This is a genomic window from Paracoccus liaowanqingii, from assembly GCF_004683865.2.
Taxonomy (GTDB): Bacteria; Pseudomonadota; Alphaproteobacteria; order Rhodobacterales; family Rhodobacteraceae; genus Paracoccus; species Paracoccus liaowanqingii.
Genome location: NZ_CP038439.1, coordinates 2,011,081 through 2,026,517, shown reverse-complemented (window position 1 = coordinate 2,026,517; position 15,437 = coordinate 2,011,081). Strand labels below are relative to the sequence as shown.

General features: G+C 68.7%; 18 protein-coding genes. 9 read left to right on the top strand and 9 right to left on the bottom strand.

The window, feature by feature from the left end:
• Positions 1-1,407 (top strand): mannitol dehydrogenase family protein, encoded by a 1,407-nt coding sequence (locus E4191_RS09820; RefSeq protein WP_456320284.1) that lies wholly within the window; start codon positions 1-3, stop codon positions 1,405-1,407.
• Positions 1,400-2,875, top strand: a complete 1,476-nt coding sequence (locus E4191_RS09815; RefSeq protein ID WP_135313256.1) for a UxaA family hydrolase — start codon at positions 1,400-1,402, stop codon at positions 2,873-2,875. The genes E4191_RS09820 and E4191_RS09815 overlap by 8 nt, the downstream gene beginning before the upstream one ends.
• Positions 2,876-2,952: 77 nt before the next feature.
• Here E4191_RS09815 and E4191_RS09810 read toward each other — a convergent pair whose 3' ends face one another.
• The 3 genes from E4191_RS09810 to E4191_RS24975 all read right to left on the bottom strand — a co-directional run bounded on the left by E4191_RS09810 (position 2,953) and on the right by E4191_RS24975 (position 4,884).
• Positions 2,953-3,864 carry a sugar kinase gene (locus E4191_RS09810; RefSeq protein ID WP_135313255.1) on the bottom strand — a complete coding sequence of 304 codons (912 nt, stop codon included), beginning with the start codon at positions 3,862-3,864 and terminating at the stop codon, positions 2,953-2,955.
• 28 nt (positions 3,865-3,892) lie between these two features.
• Positions 3,893-4,555, bottom strand: a complete 663-nt coding sequence (locus E4191_RS09805; RefSeq protein ID WP_135313254.1) for a GntR family transcriptional regulator — start codon at positions 4,553-4,555, stop codon at positions 3,893-3,895.
• A gap of 242 nt (positions 4,556-4,797) precedes the next feature.
• Positions 4,798-4,884 carry a small membrane protein YohP gene (locus tag E4191_RS24975; protein ID WP_135314421.1) on the bottom strand — a complete coding sequence of 29 codons (87 nt, stop codon included), beginning with the start codon at positions 4,882-4,884 and terminating at the stop codon, positions 4,798-4,800.
• A gap of 220 nt (positions 4,885-5,104) precedes the next feature.
• On the opposite strand from E4191_RS24975, the gene E4191_RS09795 reads away from it, so the two are divergent.
• From E4191_RS09795 to E4191_RS09765, 6 genes are all read left to right on the top strand, one after another.
• Positions 5,105-5,284 (top strand): hypothetical protein, encoded by a 180-nt coding sequence (locus E4191_RS09795; RefSeq protein WP_135313253.1) that lies wholly within the window; start codon positions 5,105-5,107, stop codon positions 5,282-5,284.
• 169 nt (positions 5,285-5,453) lie between these two features.
• The gene (locus E4191_RS09790) at positions 5,454-5,717 is read left to right on the top strand and encodes a hypothetical protein (protein ID WP_135313252.1); all 264 of its coding nucleotides are present in this window, start codon (positions 5,454-5,456) and stop codon (positions 5,715-5,717) included.
• 107 nt (positions 5,718-5,824) lie between these two features.
• Positions 5,825-6,121 (top strand): PRC-barrel domain-containing protein, encoded by a 297-nt coding sequence (locus E4191_RS09785; protein WP_135313251.1) that lies wholly within the window; start codon positions 5,825-5,827, stop codon positions 6,119-6,121.
• A gap of 794 nt (positions 6,122-6,915) precedes the next feature.
• A complete protein-coding gene (locus E4191_RS24030; RefSeq protein ID WP_135314420.1) occupies positions 6,916-7,104 on the top strand; it encodes an ATP-binding cassette domain-containing protein in 189 nt (62 codons plus the stop codon).
• Positions 7,098-8,450 (top strand): metal ABC transporter solute-binding protein, Zn/Mn family, encoded by a 1,353-nt coding sequence (locus tag E4191_RS09770; RefSeq protein WP_181955335.1) that lies wholly within the window; start codon positions 7,098-7,100, stop codon positions 8,448-8,450. The genes E4191_RS24030 and E4191_RS09770 overlap by 7 nt, the downstream gene beginning before the upstream one ends.
• A 27-nt stretch (positions 8,451-8,477) precedes the next feature.
• On the top strand, positions 8,478-9,725 hold the full coding sequence (locus tag E4191_RS09765) for a metallochaperone AztD (RefSeq protein WP_135313250.1): 1,248 nt from the start codon (positions 8,478-8,480) through the stop codon (positions 9,723-9,725).
• Between the two features lie 143 nt (positions 9,726-9,868).
• Here E4191_RS09765 and E4191_RS09760 read toward each other — a convergent pair whose 3' ends face one another.
• Entirely contained in the window at positions 9,869-10,573 is a 705-nt protein-coding gene (locus E4191_RS09760) for an aspartate/glutamate racemase family protein (protein ID WP_135313249.1), read from the bottom strand.
• 232 nt (positions 10,574-10,805) lie between these two features.
• Between E4191_RS09760 and E4191_RS09755 the strand changes: the two genes are divergently transcribed.
• On the top strand, positions 10,806-11,504 hold the full coding sequence (locus E4191_RS09755) for a GntR family transcriptional regulator (RefSeq protein WP_135313248.1): 699 nt from the start codon (positions 10,806-10,808) through the stop codon (positions 11,502-11,504).
• Here E4191_RS09755 and E4191_RS09750 read toward each other — a convergent pair.
• The 5 genes from E4191_RS09750 to E4191_RS09735 all read right to left on the bottom strand — a co-directional run bounded on the left by E4191_RS09750 (position 11,498) and on the right by E4191_RS09735 (position 15,417).
• Positions 11,498-13,075, bottom strand: coding sequence for a gamma-glutamyltransferase family protein (locus E4191_RS09750; RefSeq protein WP_135313247.1), 1,578 nt, complete (start codon positions 13,073-13,075; stop codon positions 11,498-11,500). The genes E4191_RS09755 and E4191_RS09750 overlap by 7 nt on opposite strands.
• 17 nt (positions 13,076-13,092) lie before the next feature.
• Positions 13,093-13,812 carry an ABC transporter permease gene (locus E4191_RS09745; protein ID WP_135313246.1) on the bottom strand — a complete coding sequence of 240 codons (720 nt, stop codon included), beginning with the start codon at positions 13,810-13,812 and terminating at the stop codon, positions 13,093-13,095.
• A complete protein-coding gene (locus tag E4191_RS24145) occupies positions 13,812-14,105 on the bottom strand; it encodes an ABC transporter permease subunit (RefSeq protein WP_228461705.1) in 294 nt (97 codons plus the stop codon). Before E4191_RS24145 ends, E4191_RS09745 begins: the two co-directional genes overlap by 1 nt.
• 9 nt (positions 14,106-14,114) lie before the next feature.
• Complete coding sequence (locus tag E4191_RS24140) at positions 14,115-14,255, bottom strand: hypothetical protein (RefSeq protein ID WP_228461221.1); 141 nt, start codon at positions 14,253-14,255, stop codon at positions 14,115-14,117.
• Positions 14,256-14,397: 142 nt separating this feature from the next.
• Positions 14,398-15,417 carry an extracellular solute-binding protein gene (locus tag E4191_RS09735; protein ID WP_135313245.1) on the bottom strand — a complete coding sequence of 340 codons (1,020 nt, stop codon included), beginning with the start codon at positions 15,415-15,417 and terminating at the stop codon, positions 14,398-14,400.
• Positions 15,418-15,437: the final 20 nt, after the last annotated feature.

The window sequence follows — 15,437 nt, the reverse complement described above, 5'->3', positions numbered from 1 at the left end:
TTGCACCACACCCCGTCCACCGCCCCCGCGGGCATCGTCCATCTGGGCTTGGGCGCGTTCTTCCGCGCGCATGGCGCGATCTTCGTGGCCGAGGCGATGGCCGCGTCCGGCGGCGAGTGGGGCATCACCGGCGTCTCGCTGCAATCGCCGGGCACGCGCGACAAGCTGCGTCCGCAGGGCTGGGCCTATACCGCGCTGGAACTGGGCCCCAAGGGCGAGACGGCACAGGTCGTCACCGTGCTGCGCGACGTGCTGGTCGCGCCCGAGGATCCGCAGGCGGTGCTGGACGCGATGGCTGCGCCCTCGGTGCGGATCGTCAGCCTGACGGTGACCGAGAAGGGCTATTGCCACGAGCCGTCGACGGGGCGGCTGAATGCCGGGCATCCCGACATCGTCCATGATCTGGACAGCCCCCTGCCGAAATCGGCGCCCGGCTTTCTGGTCCGCGCGCTGCAGGCGCGGCGCGCGGCCGGAATCTCGCCCTTCACCGTCCTCTGCTGCGACAACCTGCCGGAGAACGGCAAGGTGGTGCGCGGCGTCGTGCTGGACCTGGCGCGTCTGATCGACCCCGACCTGGCGACCTGGATCGAGGCCGAGGGGGCGTTCCCCTCCACCATGGTCGACCGCATCGTGCCCGCCACCACCGACGCCGATCTGGACCGGCTGGAGGCGCTGACGGGGGCGCGCGACGCGGCGCCTGTCATGCACGAGCCCTTCCGCCAATGGGTGGTCGAGGACGATTTCGTGGGCGGCGCCCGCCCCGATCTGGGCGCGGTCGGCGTGCAGCTGGTGGGTGACGTGACGCCCTTCGAGCACATGAAGCTGCGGATGCTGAACGGCACCCATTCCAGCCTGGCCTATCTGGGCTATCTGGCAGGGCACGAGACGATCGCCGAGGTCGCCGCCGATCCGGTCTTCGCAGGCTTCGTGGACCGGCTCTGGAAAACCGAGATCATCCCGGCGCTGACGCCTCCTCCGGGCGAGGATCTGGGCGCCTATGCCGATGCGCTGGCCGCGCGCTATGCCAACCCCGCCATCCGGCACCGGACCTGGCAGATCGCCATGGATGGCAGCCAGAAGCTGCCGCAGCGCATCCTGGGCACGATCGCCGAGGGGCGCGCGGCGGGCCGTGCCGTCCCGGGGCTGACCTTGGCGGTGGCGGCGTGGATGCGCTATGCCTCGGGCACCGGCCTCGATGGTGCGGCGATCGAGGTCAAGGACCCGATGGCCGCCGATCTGGCAGCCCTCTGGCGCGACGATCCGGCCGGGACGGTGGCGGGCTTCCTGCGCCTGGCGACGGTCTTTCCGGCGGCCCTGCGCGAGGATGCGGGCTTTGCGGGCGACCTGACGGCGGCGCTGAGCGCGTTGCGGGACAAGGGCGCGCGGGGTGCCGCGGCCGATGTCTGACCCGCTGGTCCTGAACGCGGCCGACAATGTGGCGATCCTGACCGCGCGGGGCATCGCCCCCGCCGGTCACAAGATCGCCCGCCGCGCGATCGCCCAAGGGGCTGCGGTGGTGAAATACGGCCAGACCATCGGCTATGCCACCGCGCCCATCGCGGCGGGCGATCACGTCCACAGCCACAACTGCGCCTTCGGCGCGCATGGCCGCGACTATCGCCCCGGCAGCCGGCTGGCCGAGGCCGAGGCCGCGCTGGCCCGTCACCCGCGCGAGGGGCTGACGTTCCAGGGCTATCACCGCCCGGGCGGGCAGGTGGGCACGCGCAACTTCATCGCGCTGGTGGCGACGGTCAACTGCTCGGCCACGGTGATCCGACGCGCGGCGGAGGAGCTGCGGATCGAGGGCGCGCTGGCGGCCTTTCCGAATGTGGACGGGGTCGTGGCCTTTGCCCATGGATCAGGCTGCGGGATGGCCGACAGCGGGCCGGGCTGGCAGGCATTGCAGCGGGTGCTGACCGGCCATGCCGGGCATCCGAATGTGGGGGCGGCGCTGTTCGTGGGGCTGGGCTGCGAGGTGATGCAGATCGCCCGCATGAAGCAGGAGCTGGGCGAGGCCGCACGCTTTCACGGGCTGACCATCCAGGAGAATGGCGGCACGCGGACCACCATCGCGGCGATCAAGGCGCGGGTCCGCGAGATGCTGCCCGCCGTCAACGCGGTGACCCGCGCGCCGGCCCCGGCGGCGGCGCTGAAGATCGGGCTGCAATGCGGCGGCTCGGACGGGTTTTCGGGCGTGACCGCCAACCCCGCACTTGGCGTGGCCTGCGACATGCTGGCGGCGCAGGGGACCTCCGTCGTCCTCTCCGAGACGCCCGAGATCTATGGCGCCGAAAGCCTGCTGCTGGACCGCGCCGCCCGCCCCGAACTGGCCGAGCAGCTGCTGGCGCGGCTGCGCTGGTGGGAGGGCTATACGGCCATGAACGGTGCGTCGCTGGACAACAATCCCAGCCCCGGCAACAAGGCCGGCGGGCTGACCACGATCCTGGAGAAATCCCTGGGCGCGGTCGCCAAGGCGGGCGCCACGCCGCTGAACGCGGTGCTGGACTACGGCCAGGCGATCACCGCGCCGGGGCTGAGCTTCATGGACACGCCGGGCTATGACCCCGTCTCGGCCACGGGCCAGATCGCCGGGGGGGCGCAGCTGATCGTCTTCACCACCGGGCGCGGATCGGCCTTCGGATCGAAGCCCGCGCCGACCATCAAGCTGGCCACGAACGACGCGCTGTTCGCGGCGATGCGCGACGACATGGACCTGAACTGCGGCGACATCCTGTCGGGAGTGAGCATTGCGGAGAAGGGGCGTGAGATCGTCGATCTGATCCTGCGCACGGCCTCGGGGGAGGCGACGCGCAGCGAGGATCTGGGGTTGGGGGACAACGAGTTCCTGCCTTGGCAGATCGGCGCGGTGGTCTGACGGAGGAGGGGCAGGGGGGCGCTGCCCCCCATCGCGTGCCGCGATGCCCCCCGGGATATTTTCGCCAAGATGAAAGGTCAGAGGGGCGCAACGGCCTGCGGGACGAGCGCGCCGTGGTGGCGGATGACCCGGGCGCTGAGGGCGTGGCCCGCGAGGATCGCCGTGGCGCAGTCCTGGCCCGTGAGGGTGGCGGCAAGGTAGCCCGCGTTGAAGCTGTCGCCGGCGGCGGTCGTGTCGACGGGGGTCTCGCGCGGCAGGTCGGTGACCACGCCCAGGCCCTGGGTGCCGCCGAAATGGATCGGGCCGCCGCCGTCCTTCACCACCACATGTCCGGCGCCGCCCTGCAGATAGCGGCCAAGCGTCGCTTCGGGATCGGCATCGCCGAAATGCGCGGCCTCGTCGTCGAAGCTGGGCAGGACCAGATCGGCGCGGTTCGCGGCCTCTTGCGTGGCCGCGCACATGGTCGCGGTGTCGTCCCAGAGGCGCGGGCGCAGGTTGGTGTCGAAGACGATGGTCGTGCCGGCGGCCCGGGCCGTGTCCAGCGCCTCCATCAGGGTCTGGCGCCCGGCGGGCGGCAGGATCGCCAGGGTGATGCCCGACAGATAGGCCAGGCGGCAGTCGCGCAGGGCGGCGGCTAGGACCTGAGGCTGGTCGGCCAGCCGGCGGGCGGCCGAGGTGTCGCGCCAATAGGCGAAGCTGCGCTCGCCCCCGTCCAGGCTGATGGCGTAGAGGCCGATCTCGCGGTCGGTCTCGGCCCGGACATGGGTGGCGTCCAGCCCCGCCTCGGTCAGGAAGTCCAGCATCCGGCGCGAGAAGTCGCCAGTGCCCACGCGGGTCAGGTAGCCGACCTGCCAGTCGGTCCCCAGCAGGCGGCGCAGGTACCACGCGGTGTTCAGCGTGTCGCCGGCAAAGCCCATGCGCCACAGCGACGGCTGGTCGGCCTGAGAGAGTTCGACCATGGCCTCGCCGATGGACAGGATGCGGGTCATGTGGGGGCCTTTCGGTGGGGGATGGCGGTCAGTCGGTGAAATAGTCGGGATGGGTGCGCACCATTTCCGGCAGCTCGGTCAGCATCTGGCGCAGATGGGTGCGGATGGCGGTCTCGGCCGCGTCGCCGTCGCCCGCCTGCAGGGCGGTCAGGACCGCGCGGTGCTGGGCGATGGTCGCGCTGCGGTCGAAGACCCGCATCGACAGGTGGCGCATGCGGTTCATCTGCGCCTTCAGGCGTTCCAGATCCTGCCAGACGGCGGGATGGCCCGCCGCCTCGGCCATGGCCCCGTGGAAGCGGTCGTCGCTTTCCACGAAGGCGGGCACGTCGCCTGCCGCGTCGGCGCGAGCCTGCAGCTCCAATTCGGCCTCCATCGCCGTCAGGTCGGGGCGGCTGGCTGCGACCATGCGCACCAGATCGCTTTCCACCGCCTCGCGGATCAGGCGGGCCGACAGCACCGCGCGGACCGAGATGCGGCCGATATAGGTGCCGCGCTGCGGGCGGATCTCGGCCAAGCCGTCGCTGGCCAGGCGGATGAAGGCCTCGCGCACGGGCTGACGCGACAGGCCGACCTGAGCCGCGATCTCGGTCTCGGACAGGCGCATGCCGGGCAGCAGGTCGCCGCGCAGCACGCAGCGATAGAGCCAGTCATGGACCTGCTGGGCGGTCGAGGCGGAGCGGATCGGGATCATGCGGCGGACATCCTGAAAGCAGACCTTCTTTTTATGCCATACTTCCATACGAGTAAAGAGGAAGTGGGGTGTCTTCGGTCCATGAGGGACTGCGGCTCAGCGGCCTGTCACCCGCTGGCCCCGGCCGCCAAGAAGAAAGGCCCCGCAGACGGTGCTGCGGGGCCTTTTCACCTGCCGGAGGACGTGTCGATCAACCGCTGTCCTAGGAATGGACGACAGCCAAAGACCTGTCCCGGGTGCGATCAGAAGATCAGCGACAGGATGCCGATCACGACAAGAAGGCCGATGACGAAGATGATGCCGACGGCGCCGCCGAGGAATTTGAACATGGGTCTCTCCTGATTGTGTCCGGGACAACGGGCAGTGCGGCCTGGGGTTCCGGCCCGGCCTGCGAAACGGCGCGCATGCGAGGCGCGCCGTCAGCGTAAAAACGCTTGCCGCGCCAGACAAGGCCGGGACAACTCATCTTTTCGCAACGGACGCGGAAACCTCTGCGGCGGTTGCCCGTTGACAGGTCCGAACCAGAACCAAGAGCAGACGGAGCCAACCGTGCGGAATGATGTGATCGTGACCACCACCACGCAAGAAGACCTGAACCTGATCGTGACCGCCCTGTCGGCCTATCAGCACAACACGCGCTATCGCGCCCTGTATTTGCGGCTGGTCCGCCAGATCGAGCGGCGGGATGGTGCCCTTCACATGCCCCTGCTGCTGGCCAGCGAAGCTTGAGCGAGCCTTGCGGCTGTTGACCTGATGGGTCGCCCGTTCCCGGGCGGCCTTTGCAATTGGCAGGGCGGAGCGACCGCGATCCATCGGCAAAAGATGGCAGATCGCCGTCATTGTCGGACCTGATCTGCCGCAGGGGCGTTCCCCTTTGCCCCATGCAAGGATCAGACCCATGACCGATGCCACGCTGACATTGAAGGACATGCCGCCGCTGACCGGAACGGTCGAGACGGGCGGCGACTATGTCCGCTTCCGCACACAGGCCGATCTGGACCAGAGCACCCTCGGCGATCCGCTGGAGGGCGTGGTCGAGATGGACGGGCACCGCGAGGAGGTCGTGCTGGAAAGCGCCCATCCCTATCGCCCCACCCCGGGGCTCGAGGACGGCCCCGAGGGGGTGGAACTGACCCTGCGCCGCCGCAAGCCCTCGGCCTGACGACCGGCCCGACCCTGCCATCACGGCCGCGTGGGTCGGGCGGATTTCCGGAACGCCATCGCGCCTCAGGCGTTCGATCCGGCAACATCCTTGAGGAGGAAACCCGAATGGACCACTCCAACCACACCCGCCTGACCGCCAGCGAATATACCGAGGCCGTGCTGGACGGCGCGACCGTCTACGGCCCCGGCAACGAGACGGTCGGCACCATCTCTCACACGCATGGCGCGGGTGAGGGGACCGAGGTCGTCATCGACGTCGGCGGCTTTCTGGGCATCGGCGCAAAGCCGGTCTTGGTGCCGGCGCGCGATCTGGACTTGATGCGCGACGAGTCCGGCACCGTGCATGCGGTGACGACTTGGACCAAGGACGACCTCAAGGCGATGCCGACCCACGAGCATTGATCCATCAGGTTTGTCAGGAAGACGCCCGCCGGAGGTTCTTCGGCGGGCGTTTTCGTGTCTGGCCCAGTGCGGGTGACAGGTGTCTTTGGTGGGCAGGCACTCATGAAAACTTCCCGCCCGCGTAATCCAGTCAGGTCTGAAAAGACCGGACGCGGGGGCGGAAGACGGTCTACTTGAACTCTCTGCAAGAGGCACTTGTCAGGACGTCACTCAACTGTAGCCGACCCGCGCGTACGCAAATGGGGACGTCTGGGCCTGACACCGTTCGCGATCCAATGCGGCAAGTTCGCGGATGAAGTCGCCCACGTCATGATTGTCCCTCACGTTGACGACCCTCGGGCTAGATCGCGCAACATGTTATCTTCATAAGCCGACCAATCGCTGACCTTTGAAGCCACGGCAGCCCAAGCGTTGGCGCATCAGGGAGATGGCCATCTCGGCTGTCAAAGGCTGCGGCTCTTGCCGTCCAGATCGGGCCAGGCAGGATATTGGATCCGGGACTTGGGGTGGTCACGATGCTATCAAAGACCTTCAGGTGCAGCCTCCTTCCTAGTGAGCAATGCACTTGCACGACCTAAACAAAACTGATGCAGGATCATCATTCCCAGTGTCGTTCAGACCACCCCTGTGGCGGGCCGTAGACTCCGGACCTCATTTTCTTGGCCCGATGCACAAACAGAACGGACCATGCAGCCTCTCAATATGTAATGTTATTATACATTGAACCACAGGGACTCTCCATGTGAAGACACCTATCACTCTTTGGCCATCCGGTCGTCGGGCTGGACGATCTGATGGCGGGTTATGGCAGTCATGCGGCGATCCATCACGTGACAGGAGAGTTTGCGCAGAGATCGCTGACGGCGATCGTCTGGCCGAACCGGTCGGGCAAATCCACGCTGCTGAAGACCATGGCCGGGCTGCTGGCGCCGAGGAGCGGCACCTGCACGGCCGGGCGGCGGACGATGCGGCAATCGTGCTGATCGCTCTGGTGCTGGTGGTAACCGCCCTCGCCTTCGGCCTGCTGTGGCGGGCGTTGGTGGCGGAGTGCCTCGATCCGCTGTTCCTGGGCTCGGTCTCGGGGATGGGCACGGTGGTGCATTTCGGCTTTCTGGCGATCGTGGTGCTGAACCTCGTGGCCGGCTTCCAGGCGCTTGGCACGCTGCTGTCGGTCGGGCTGATGATCCTGGCCGCGGCCGCCGCCCGCTTCTGGACGCAGTCGGCGCGCCCGATGGTGGCGCTGGCCGTGGCGATCGGCGCGGTCTCTTCGGCCGGCGGTCTGCTGCCGTCCTGTCACCTGTCGCTGCCCTCGGGGCCGGCGATCACGCTGTCGGCCGGGACGGCCTATCTGGTCTCGGTGCTGTCGGCCCGCGCGGCCTGTTGGTGCCTCGCCTGCCGCAGCGCCGGCACCGGGCCGCGTGACCCCAGGAAAAGGATACCCATGATCCTCCGCTCCCTCGCAGCCCTGATGCTGAGCGCCGCCGCCGTCCAGGCCGGGCCGCCGCAGGTCGTCGCGACCTTCTCGATCATCGGCGACCGCATCGACCTGCAGGTGCTGCTCGGCCCGGATGCCGACGCGCATCTCTACGAGCCGCGCCCGCGCGACGCGATCGTGGTGGCGCGGGCCGATGGGGTGCTGACCTTTGAGCTGGAGCTGGAGGGCTTCGTCGACCGGCTGATCGCGGCCAGTGGCACCGATGCCGCCATCATCGCCCTGACCGACGGCGCGGATGTGCTGGAGGACCCGGCGGGCGGGCATTTCCATTACGTCGGCGACGAGGCAATCTGGCATGCGGGCGCCCATGATCCCCATGTCTGTCAATCGGTACCCAGCGCACAGGCCTATGTGGCGACCATCGCGGATGCCGTCTGCGCCGCGGATGCTGAAGGGTGCGAGGTCTATCGCGCCAATGCCGCCCGCTACGCCGAGGATCTAGATGCGCTGGACGCCGAGTTCCGCACGGCCATTGGCGCCCTGCCCGAGGATCGCCGCACCGTCGTCGTCGCCCATAACGCCTTCCGCTATTTCAAGGAGGAATACGGCATCGTCTTCCTGTCCCCGCAGGGCCTCAGCACTGACTCCGAGGCCTCGGCCGCCGATGTCGCGGGCCTGATCTGCAAGATCTTCGACCGGAAGGCCGGGGCGATCCTTGCCGAGAACATTTCGGACATCCGGCTTGTGGACCGGATCGCGGCCGAAACCGGGATGGACCTGGCCGGCACGCTCTGTTCCGACGCCCTGTCCGGGCCCGACGGTCCGGCCCCCGATTACCTGTCGATGATGCGCCACACTGCCCGTGCCATCACCGCGGCGCTTGCCGCCGACTGACCCGACTTCCACCTCAAGGGACCCTTCATGACGATCAGAACCCTCACCGGCGCCAGCACCCTGGCCCTGATGCTGGCCGGCGCCGCCGTGGCCCAGGACGGCCACGACCATGATCACGATCATGCGCATGACGGCGATGTCACGCTCTATCGCCTGTTCGTCGGCGACCACGCGGAAGGCCGCGTCACTGCCATCGACCTGTCCGAGCCGGACCACCGCTGGAGCTTCGAGCCGACCGGCCAGACCAAGCTGTTCCCCGTCGCGGGCGGGGCCGTCGTGGCCGCCGTGCAGTCGGACGACGACGCGGTGCATTTCTTCGACAGCGGCATATCGTTCGAGGATCACGGCGATCATGCCGATATCGAGGTCACCGACCCCGAGGACATCGACACGGTCCTGACCGGCCCGCGCCCCTTCCACCTGGTCGATCACGACGGCAGGATCGTCATCAACTACGACCAGGGGGGCTATGCCGAGGTCATCGACGGCGCGGCGCTGGCCCGGGGCCAGATCGCGCCGCAGACCGTCCCGCAGTCCCGCGCCCATCACGGATTTGTCGCGCCGATGGGCGACGTGTGGCTGTCCACCGTCGCCTCGGACGAGGAGGTGACGGGCGACGCCTCCGTCCCGCGGCTTGGCCTGCAGGCAATCGACGCCCAAGGCAATGCCACCGGCGATCTGGCCACCTGCACCGGCATCCATGGCGAGGCCTTCTCGGGCGCCTATCTGGTCGAGGGCTGCAAGGAGAGTGTGCTGACCGTCACCGGCGGCGGGGACGGCCCGCAGTTTGAGATGCTAGGATACCCCGCCGATCTGCCGCAGGACGTGACCACCGGCACGATCCTGAGCTCGAACGCGATCCAGATGTTCCTGGGCAATCACGGCCCCGACGGGCTGGTCGTCATCGACCCCGCGGACGAGCCGCATTTCACCCGCATCTCGCTGCCCTTCCGCCGGGTGGATTTCGCGCTGGACCCGGTCAAGCCCGCCCATGCCTATGTCCTGACCGAGGATGGCAGCCTGCACCGCATCGACAGGCTGGCCGGAGAGATCGCGGCTTCGGCCCGTATCACCGCGCCCTATTCGATGGACGGCCACTGGAACGACGCCCGCCCCCGTATCGCCATGGCCGGGGACCAGATCGTCGTGACCGACCCGAATGCCGGCCTGATCCGCCGCATCTCGACCGAGGATCTGTCGGAACTGGGCACGATCGCGGTCGAGGGCACGCCCTACAACATCGCCGTCGCCGGTGGTAGCGGCGTCGTCCACTGACGGCCGCCACCTAAAGCCCACACGCCCGGCCCGTCACGGGCCGGGCGTGTCTCTTGCCGTCGCTTCTCGGGGCCCCGCGCCAGCCGATCGGGTGCAGCGCCTGAGCGGAGGGTGCTGCGGAAGATGCAGCCGATCCGGTCGGATCACGGCACGCCCGTCGGATCCGGACCGCCCGAAAGGCGCGCCCGGATGTCCCTCACGGCGCTCTCGGGTGTCGTCAGGACCGGGCAGGACAGTGTCGCCCGCAGGGCCGGTGCTGCCCGGGCTAGGCTGAACTGTCCCAACAGCAGCAGATCCTGAGACCCGAGCGCGCCGCAGGCCGCGACGACCGCGGCATCATGCGCTGCCGCGTCGCCCGCCTTCAAGGCTGCCAAGGCCCCCTCCGCCAGGACCGGCATGACCTGCACGCTCGCGCCTGCCGCGGATGCCATCTGGTGCAGTTCCTTTGTGAGCGCGGGCAGCGAGGGCGGGAAGGTCACGATCAGCGCGATTCGACGGCCCAGTTCAAGGGCCTGGGCAAAGGCGGCCTCGTTCGGGCGCAGGACGGGCACCGACAGGTCGGCCCGCACCGCATCGATGGCGGGACCGAAGGCCGAGCAGGTGAACAGCACCGCATCCGCAGGCTGCACCCCGCTGCCGGCGGCGACATAGCGGCCCAGGGCCCGGAACCGGTCCGTCATCGCGGCGTCAAGGCGGCCTGCCGCTGCCAGATCCGCCGACAGGGAGGCATCGAGCACATCGGCCGTCCGCGCCTCGGGCCAGAGGCGCGCGAAGGCGTCGCGAATGGGCGCGACCGACTCCTCCAACGCATGCACCAATGCGATCCGCGGAGGAGGGGGCTGTCTCATGTCGAGGGTGCCTGTGGTGGGATCCTGAAGTCAGGGCCGAGGTGTGGGGCATCATGTCTCATCGTGACACAGGTGTAGCTCTGCGATCATGGTGGGATCATGCGTGGCCAAGCGATCCCCCTCGCGGCCATCACCGCGCAAGGGGATCCGGACCGGCCGGATGCGTGGGGACGGTTTGCCCTTGGCAGGCATTCCGCGCTAGGATCGGGTACCAGCAGACAGGATCGCGACCATGCGCCCGACCAGCCCCATCCGGCTTCGCCATTCCACCTATGACGCGGTCAAGTCGCTGATCATCACCGGGCAGCTGCCCCCCGGCGCCCGCGTGACCGAAGCCGAGTTGACCGAGCGTCTCGGCGTCAGCCGCACCCCGATCCGGGAGGCGCTGAACCGTCTGGAACGCGACGGGCTGGTCGAGGGGCGCGCGAAAAGCGGCTATGCCATCGCGTGCTTCGATGCCCGGACCGCGCGCGAGGCCTTCGATCTGCGCGCCACGCTGGAGGTGCAGGCGGTGTTGCTGGCCTGCCGTCACGCATCCGACAGTCATCATCAGGCGCTGCGGGCCATCATCACGGAACGCGACGGTCTGGCCGATCAGGATCCGCGCTTCAAGCTGCGCGAGTTCCAGCTGGGGATGAAGGTGCATCGCACCATCGCCGAGGCAGACGACAACCGGATGCTGGCGCGGATCGTCCACGACCTGCTGGACCGCTGCCAGGTCTATGTCTGGATGGACCTGACGGCCCTGGACAACTGGCAGGCGGCGCGTGCCGAACATCGCGCCCTGGTCGAGGCGGTCTGTGCCCGCGACGAGGCCTGCGCGACCCAGGTCATCACCGCCTATATCGCCGACCCCCGGACCAATGTGGTCGACCTGATGGAGGCGCGGCGCGACCTGCGCGCGATGGCGGTCGCGGGCTCCGCTCAGTAGCCCAGGGCGATCCCGTCCTTGCGCGGGTCCGAGGCGCCGGTCAGGGTGCCGCGTTCACGGTCGATCCAGATGGCCTGCGCGCCGCCATGCGGCTCGGCCGCGCAGGCGACCTCGTGGCCCAGATCCTGCAGGCCGGCGATGGTCCGGGCCGGCACGCCGCGCTCGACCTGGACCACCCGGCCGTCATGGAAGGCGCGGGGGTGGTCGATGGCCTGTTGCAAGTCCATCCCGTAATCCAGCAGGTTGGCCAGCAGATGCACATGCCGGGCCGGCTGGTAATCGCCGCCCATCACCCCGTAGGGCATGACGGCATGGCCGTCCTTGGTGACCATGCCCGGCATGATCGTGTGCAGGGGCCGCTTGCGCGGGGCCAGCGCGTTGGAATGGGCCGCATCCAGCCGGAAGCTGGCGCCCCGGTTCTGGAAAATGATGCCCGTCTGGGGGCAGGTGATGCCCGCGCCGAAGGAATGATAGGTCGAATTGATGGAGCTGACCGCGTTACGGTCGCGGTCCACGACGCTGACATAGACGGTGTCGCTGGTCGCCAACTCCGGTCCGGGCAGGCTCTGGATGCGGCGGTCGGGATGGATGGCCGCCCGCAGGCCGGGCGCGTGACCCGGGGCCAGCGGGCGGGCGGCCAGGCCCGCATCCTCGCCCAGATGGCGGTCGCGGTCCGCATAGGCCAGGCGTGCGGCCTCAATCTCCAGATGCATGCGCTCGGGGCCGTCGGGGTCCAGGGCCGCCAGGTCGAAGCCCGACAGGATGTCCAGCATGACCAGCGCGGTCAGGCCCTGGTTGTTGGGCGGCACCTGATGGACCTGATAGCCGCGATAGAGGGTCGAGATTGGCGTGACCGCATCACTGCGGGTTGCCGCCCAATCGGCCGGATCATGCATCCCGCCCAGGGATTGCAGATGCGCGACCATCGCCCGCGCCAGATCGCCGTCATAGAACGCCGCGCGCCCGGCTTGCGCGATGGTGCGCAGGGTCTGGGCCAGGGCGGGTTGGCGGTACCGGTCGCCGACCTGCGGGGCCGCGCTCCCGGGCAGGAAGATCGCGGCGCTGGCCGGATCCTCGGCCAGACGGGGGGCGGCGATCTGCCAGTCATAGGCCACGCGGTCATGGATGACATAGCCGTCCTCGGCATGGGCGATGGCGGGTTCCAGCAGCCGCGCCATGGGCAGGCGCCCGTAATCGGCCGACAGGCGGAACCAGGCGTCGATCGCGCCCGGCGTGGTGACGGAGTGGGGGCCGAAGGTCGGCATCTGGGTCAGGCCCATGCCCCGCAGCGCCTTGATGGAGGCCCGGCCCGGCGCACGGCCCGAACCGTTCAGCCCCAGCACCCGGTCGCCCCCGCCGGGGCAGTGCAGCACGAAGCAGTCGCCGCCGATGCCGGTCGATTGCGGCTCGACCACCGCCTGCACGGCGGCCGCGCAGATGGCGGCGTCCATCGCCGTGCCGCCCTCGCGCAGCACGTCCAGCGCGGCCAGCGTGGACAGGGGATGAGAGGTCGCCACCATCGCCTGCGTGGTGCGGACGGCCGAGCGGCCGGGGGTCTGGAAGTCGCGCATGGGGCGGGTCCTTGTGGTCAGCGGGTCAGGTCGGGGATCGGCCGGGCGGGGCCGGGGGTGCGGCGGGTATGGGCGCTCAGCCGATGCTCGATCCGCCCGGCGATCAGCAGCACGGCATAGACCAGCACCAGATAGAACAAGTCGGCCATGCCGAAGGCCTCGTAGAAGCGGAAGTCGCGGGTGCCGATGGCGCGGGCGACGCCGGTGATGTCCATGATGGTGATGACCGAGACCAGCGAGGTCGCCTGGATCTGATATACCACCTCGTTCGTGTAGGCCGGCCAAGCGATGCGGATCGCGCGCGGCATCACCACCAGACGCAGCCGCAGCCAGCGGCCGAAGCCCAGGGCGCGCGCGGCCTCGATCTCGCCCTTGGGGATGGCGGTGATGGCGCCGCGCAGGATCTCGGAGGTGTAGGCGCCGGTGTTCAGCGTCAGCGTCAGGATGGCGCAGAACCACGGGTCGCGGAACAGGCCCCACAGCCCGAGGCTGTCCAGCGTCGGGCGGAACTGGCCCGCGCCGTAATAGATCAGGAAGATCTGCGCCAGAAGCGGCGTGCCGCGAAAGAACAGCACATAGGCCGTGGACAGGCCGCGCAGGATCAGGCTGTCGGACAGCCGCGCCAGCGCCACCGGCAGCGCGATCAGGAACCCGAGCACGCAGCTGATCGCGGCCAACTGCAGGTTGATCCAGGCGGCCTCGGCAAAGCGCGGCAGGGCCTCGAGGACGAAACCCATCAGAGGGGCCCCCCGACCAGGCCACGCGCGGCGCGGTGTTCCAGCCGCGCCTGCACGGCCATCGAGACCAGCGTGATGGCCAGATAGACCAGACAGGCCAGCAGGAAGAAGGTGAAGGGCTGGCGGGTGGGGCGCGCGGCGATGTCGGCGTTGCGCATCAGCTCCGGCAGCTGGATCAGCGAGATCAGCGAGGTCGCCTTGACCAGCACCATCCAGACCTTGCCCAGACCCGGCAGGGCCAGCCGCATCATCTGCGGCAGGATCACCTTGCGGAAGGCGATGCGCGGTGGCAGGCCAAGCGCCTACGCGGCCTCGGTCTGGCCCGAGGGCACGGCCAGATAGGCGGCGCGATAGACCTCGCAGGCGAAGGCGCCATAGATCATGGTCAGCGTGGCCACGCCCGCCAGGAAGGGGTTCAGCGCCAGCCGGATGTCACGGCCCATCGCGGCGGCCGCATCCTGCCCCAGCGTCGGATAGAAAAATAGAGAAAAGATTTTGGCGTGGCGCACCCTCGTGTCGATCTGCCCGCTGAAACGGCAGACGCCGCCCGGTCGGGGGCGGCGTCGGGCAGCGGGACGGCGAGGCCTATCGCAGCACTTCGGTCCAGATGCGGGTATAGATGTCCTGCGTCGCAGGCTCGCACAGCCGCGCGGTCTGGGCCGAGGCCTGCAGATCCTCGGGGATGACCAGTTCGGGGGCATCGATCAGGTCGGGGTCCATGAAGTCCTCGGACCCCGCGATCGCATTGGCATAGCGCAGGTAGTTCGAGATGATCGCCGCATTCTCGGGATCCATCACGAAGTTCTGGAACAGCTTGGCGTTGTCGGGATTGCGGGCATCGGCCAGCACCGCGACGTTCTCCATCCAGATCGGAAAGCCCTCGCGCGGATAGCCATAGGCGAAGTCCGGGTTCGCCGCGCGGATCCGCCCCGAGGCGCCGTTCCAGAAGGTCGAGGCCAGGATGTCCTCGTTGATCAGCGTCTCGAAGGGGGGATAGTCGATGCCGGTCCAGAAGGGCTTGGCGGCCAGCATGCCGTCGCGGACCTGACGCAGGATGTCCATGTCGGCGCTGCAGATCTCTCCGCCGTAATACATGACAGCCAGGTTCATGATGTCCTGCATCTCGGGGACGACATTGATGCGGCCGCGCAGTTCCTCGGGCGGGTCGAGGAAGATGGCCGAGGTGTTGATATCGCCCGCATAGCTGCCGGTATGGACCAGGATGCCGGTCGTGCCCCATTGCCAGGGCGCTGTATAGACGCGGCCCGGGTCCCATTCGGGATCGGCCCATTCGGGCAGGATGTTGCCGGCATTCTCCATCTGGCCCGGGTTGGTCTGCAGCAGCAGATCCTGCGCGATCCAGATCGGCAGGAAGCTGGAGGTCGGCACCACGATGTCGAAGCCATGCCCGCCCGCGCGGATCTTGGCCAGGGCCGCGTCGTTGCTGTCATATTCGGTGACGGTCACGAGGACGTCGTAGGTGTCCTGGAACTTCTCGATCAGCTCGGGCGGGGTGTAGTTGCCCCAGTTGAAGATGTGCAGTTCTCCCTCGGCCAGGGCCGGGGTGGCGGTCAGGGCGGCAAGGCCGGCGAGGATGCGGTTCATCGGATCTCCTTCGGGATGGG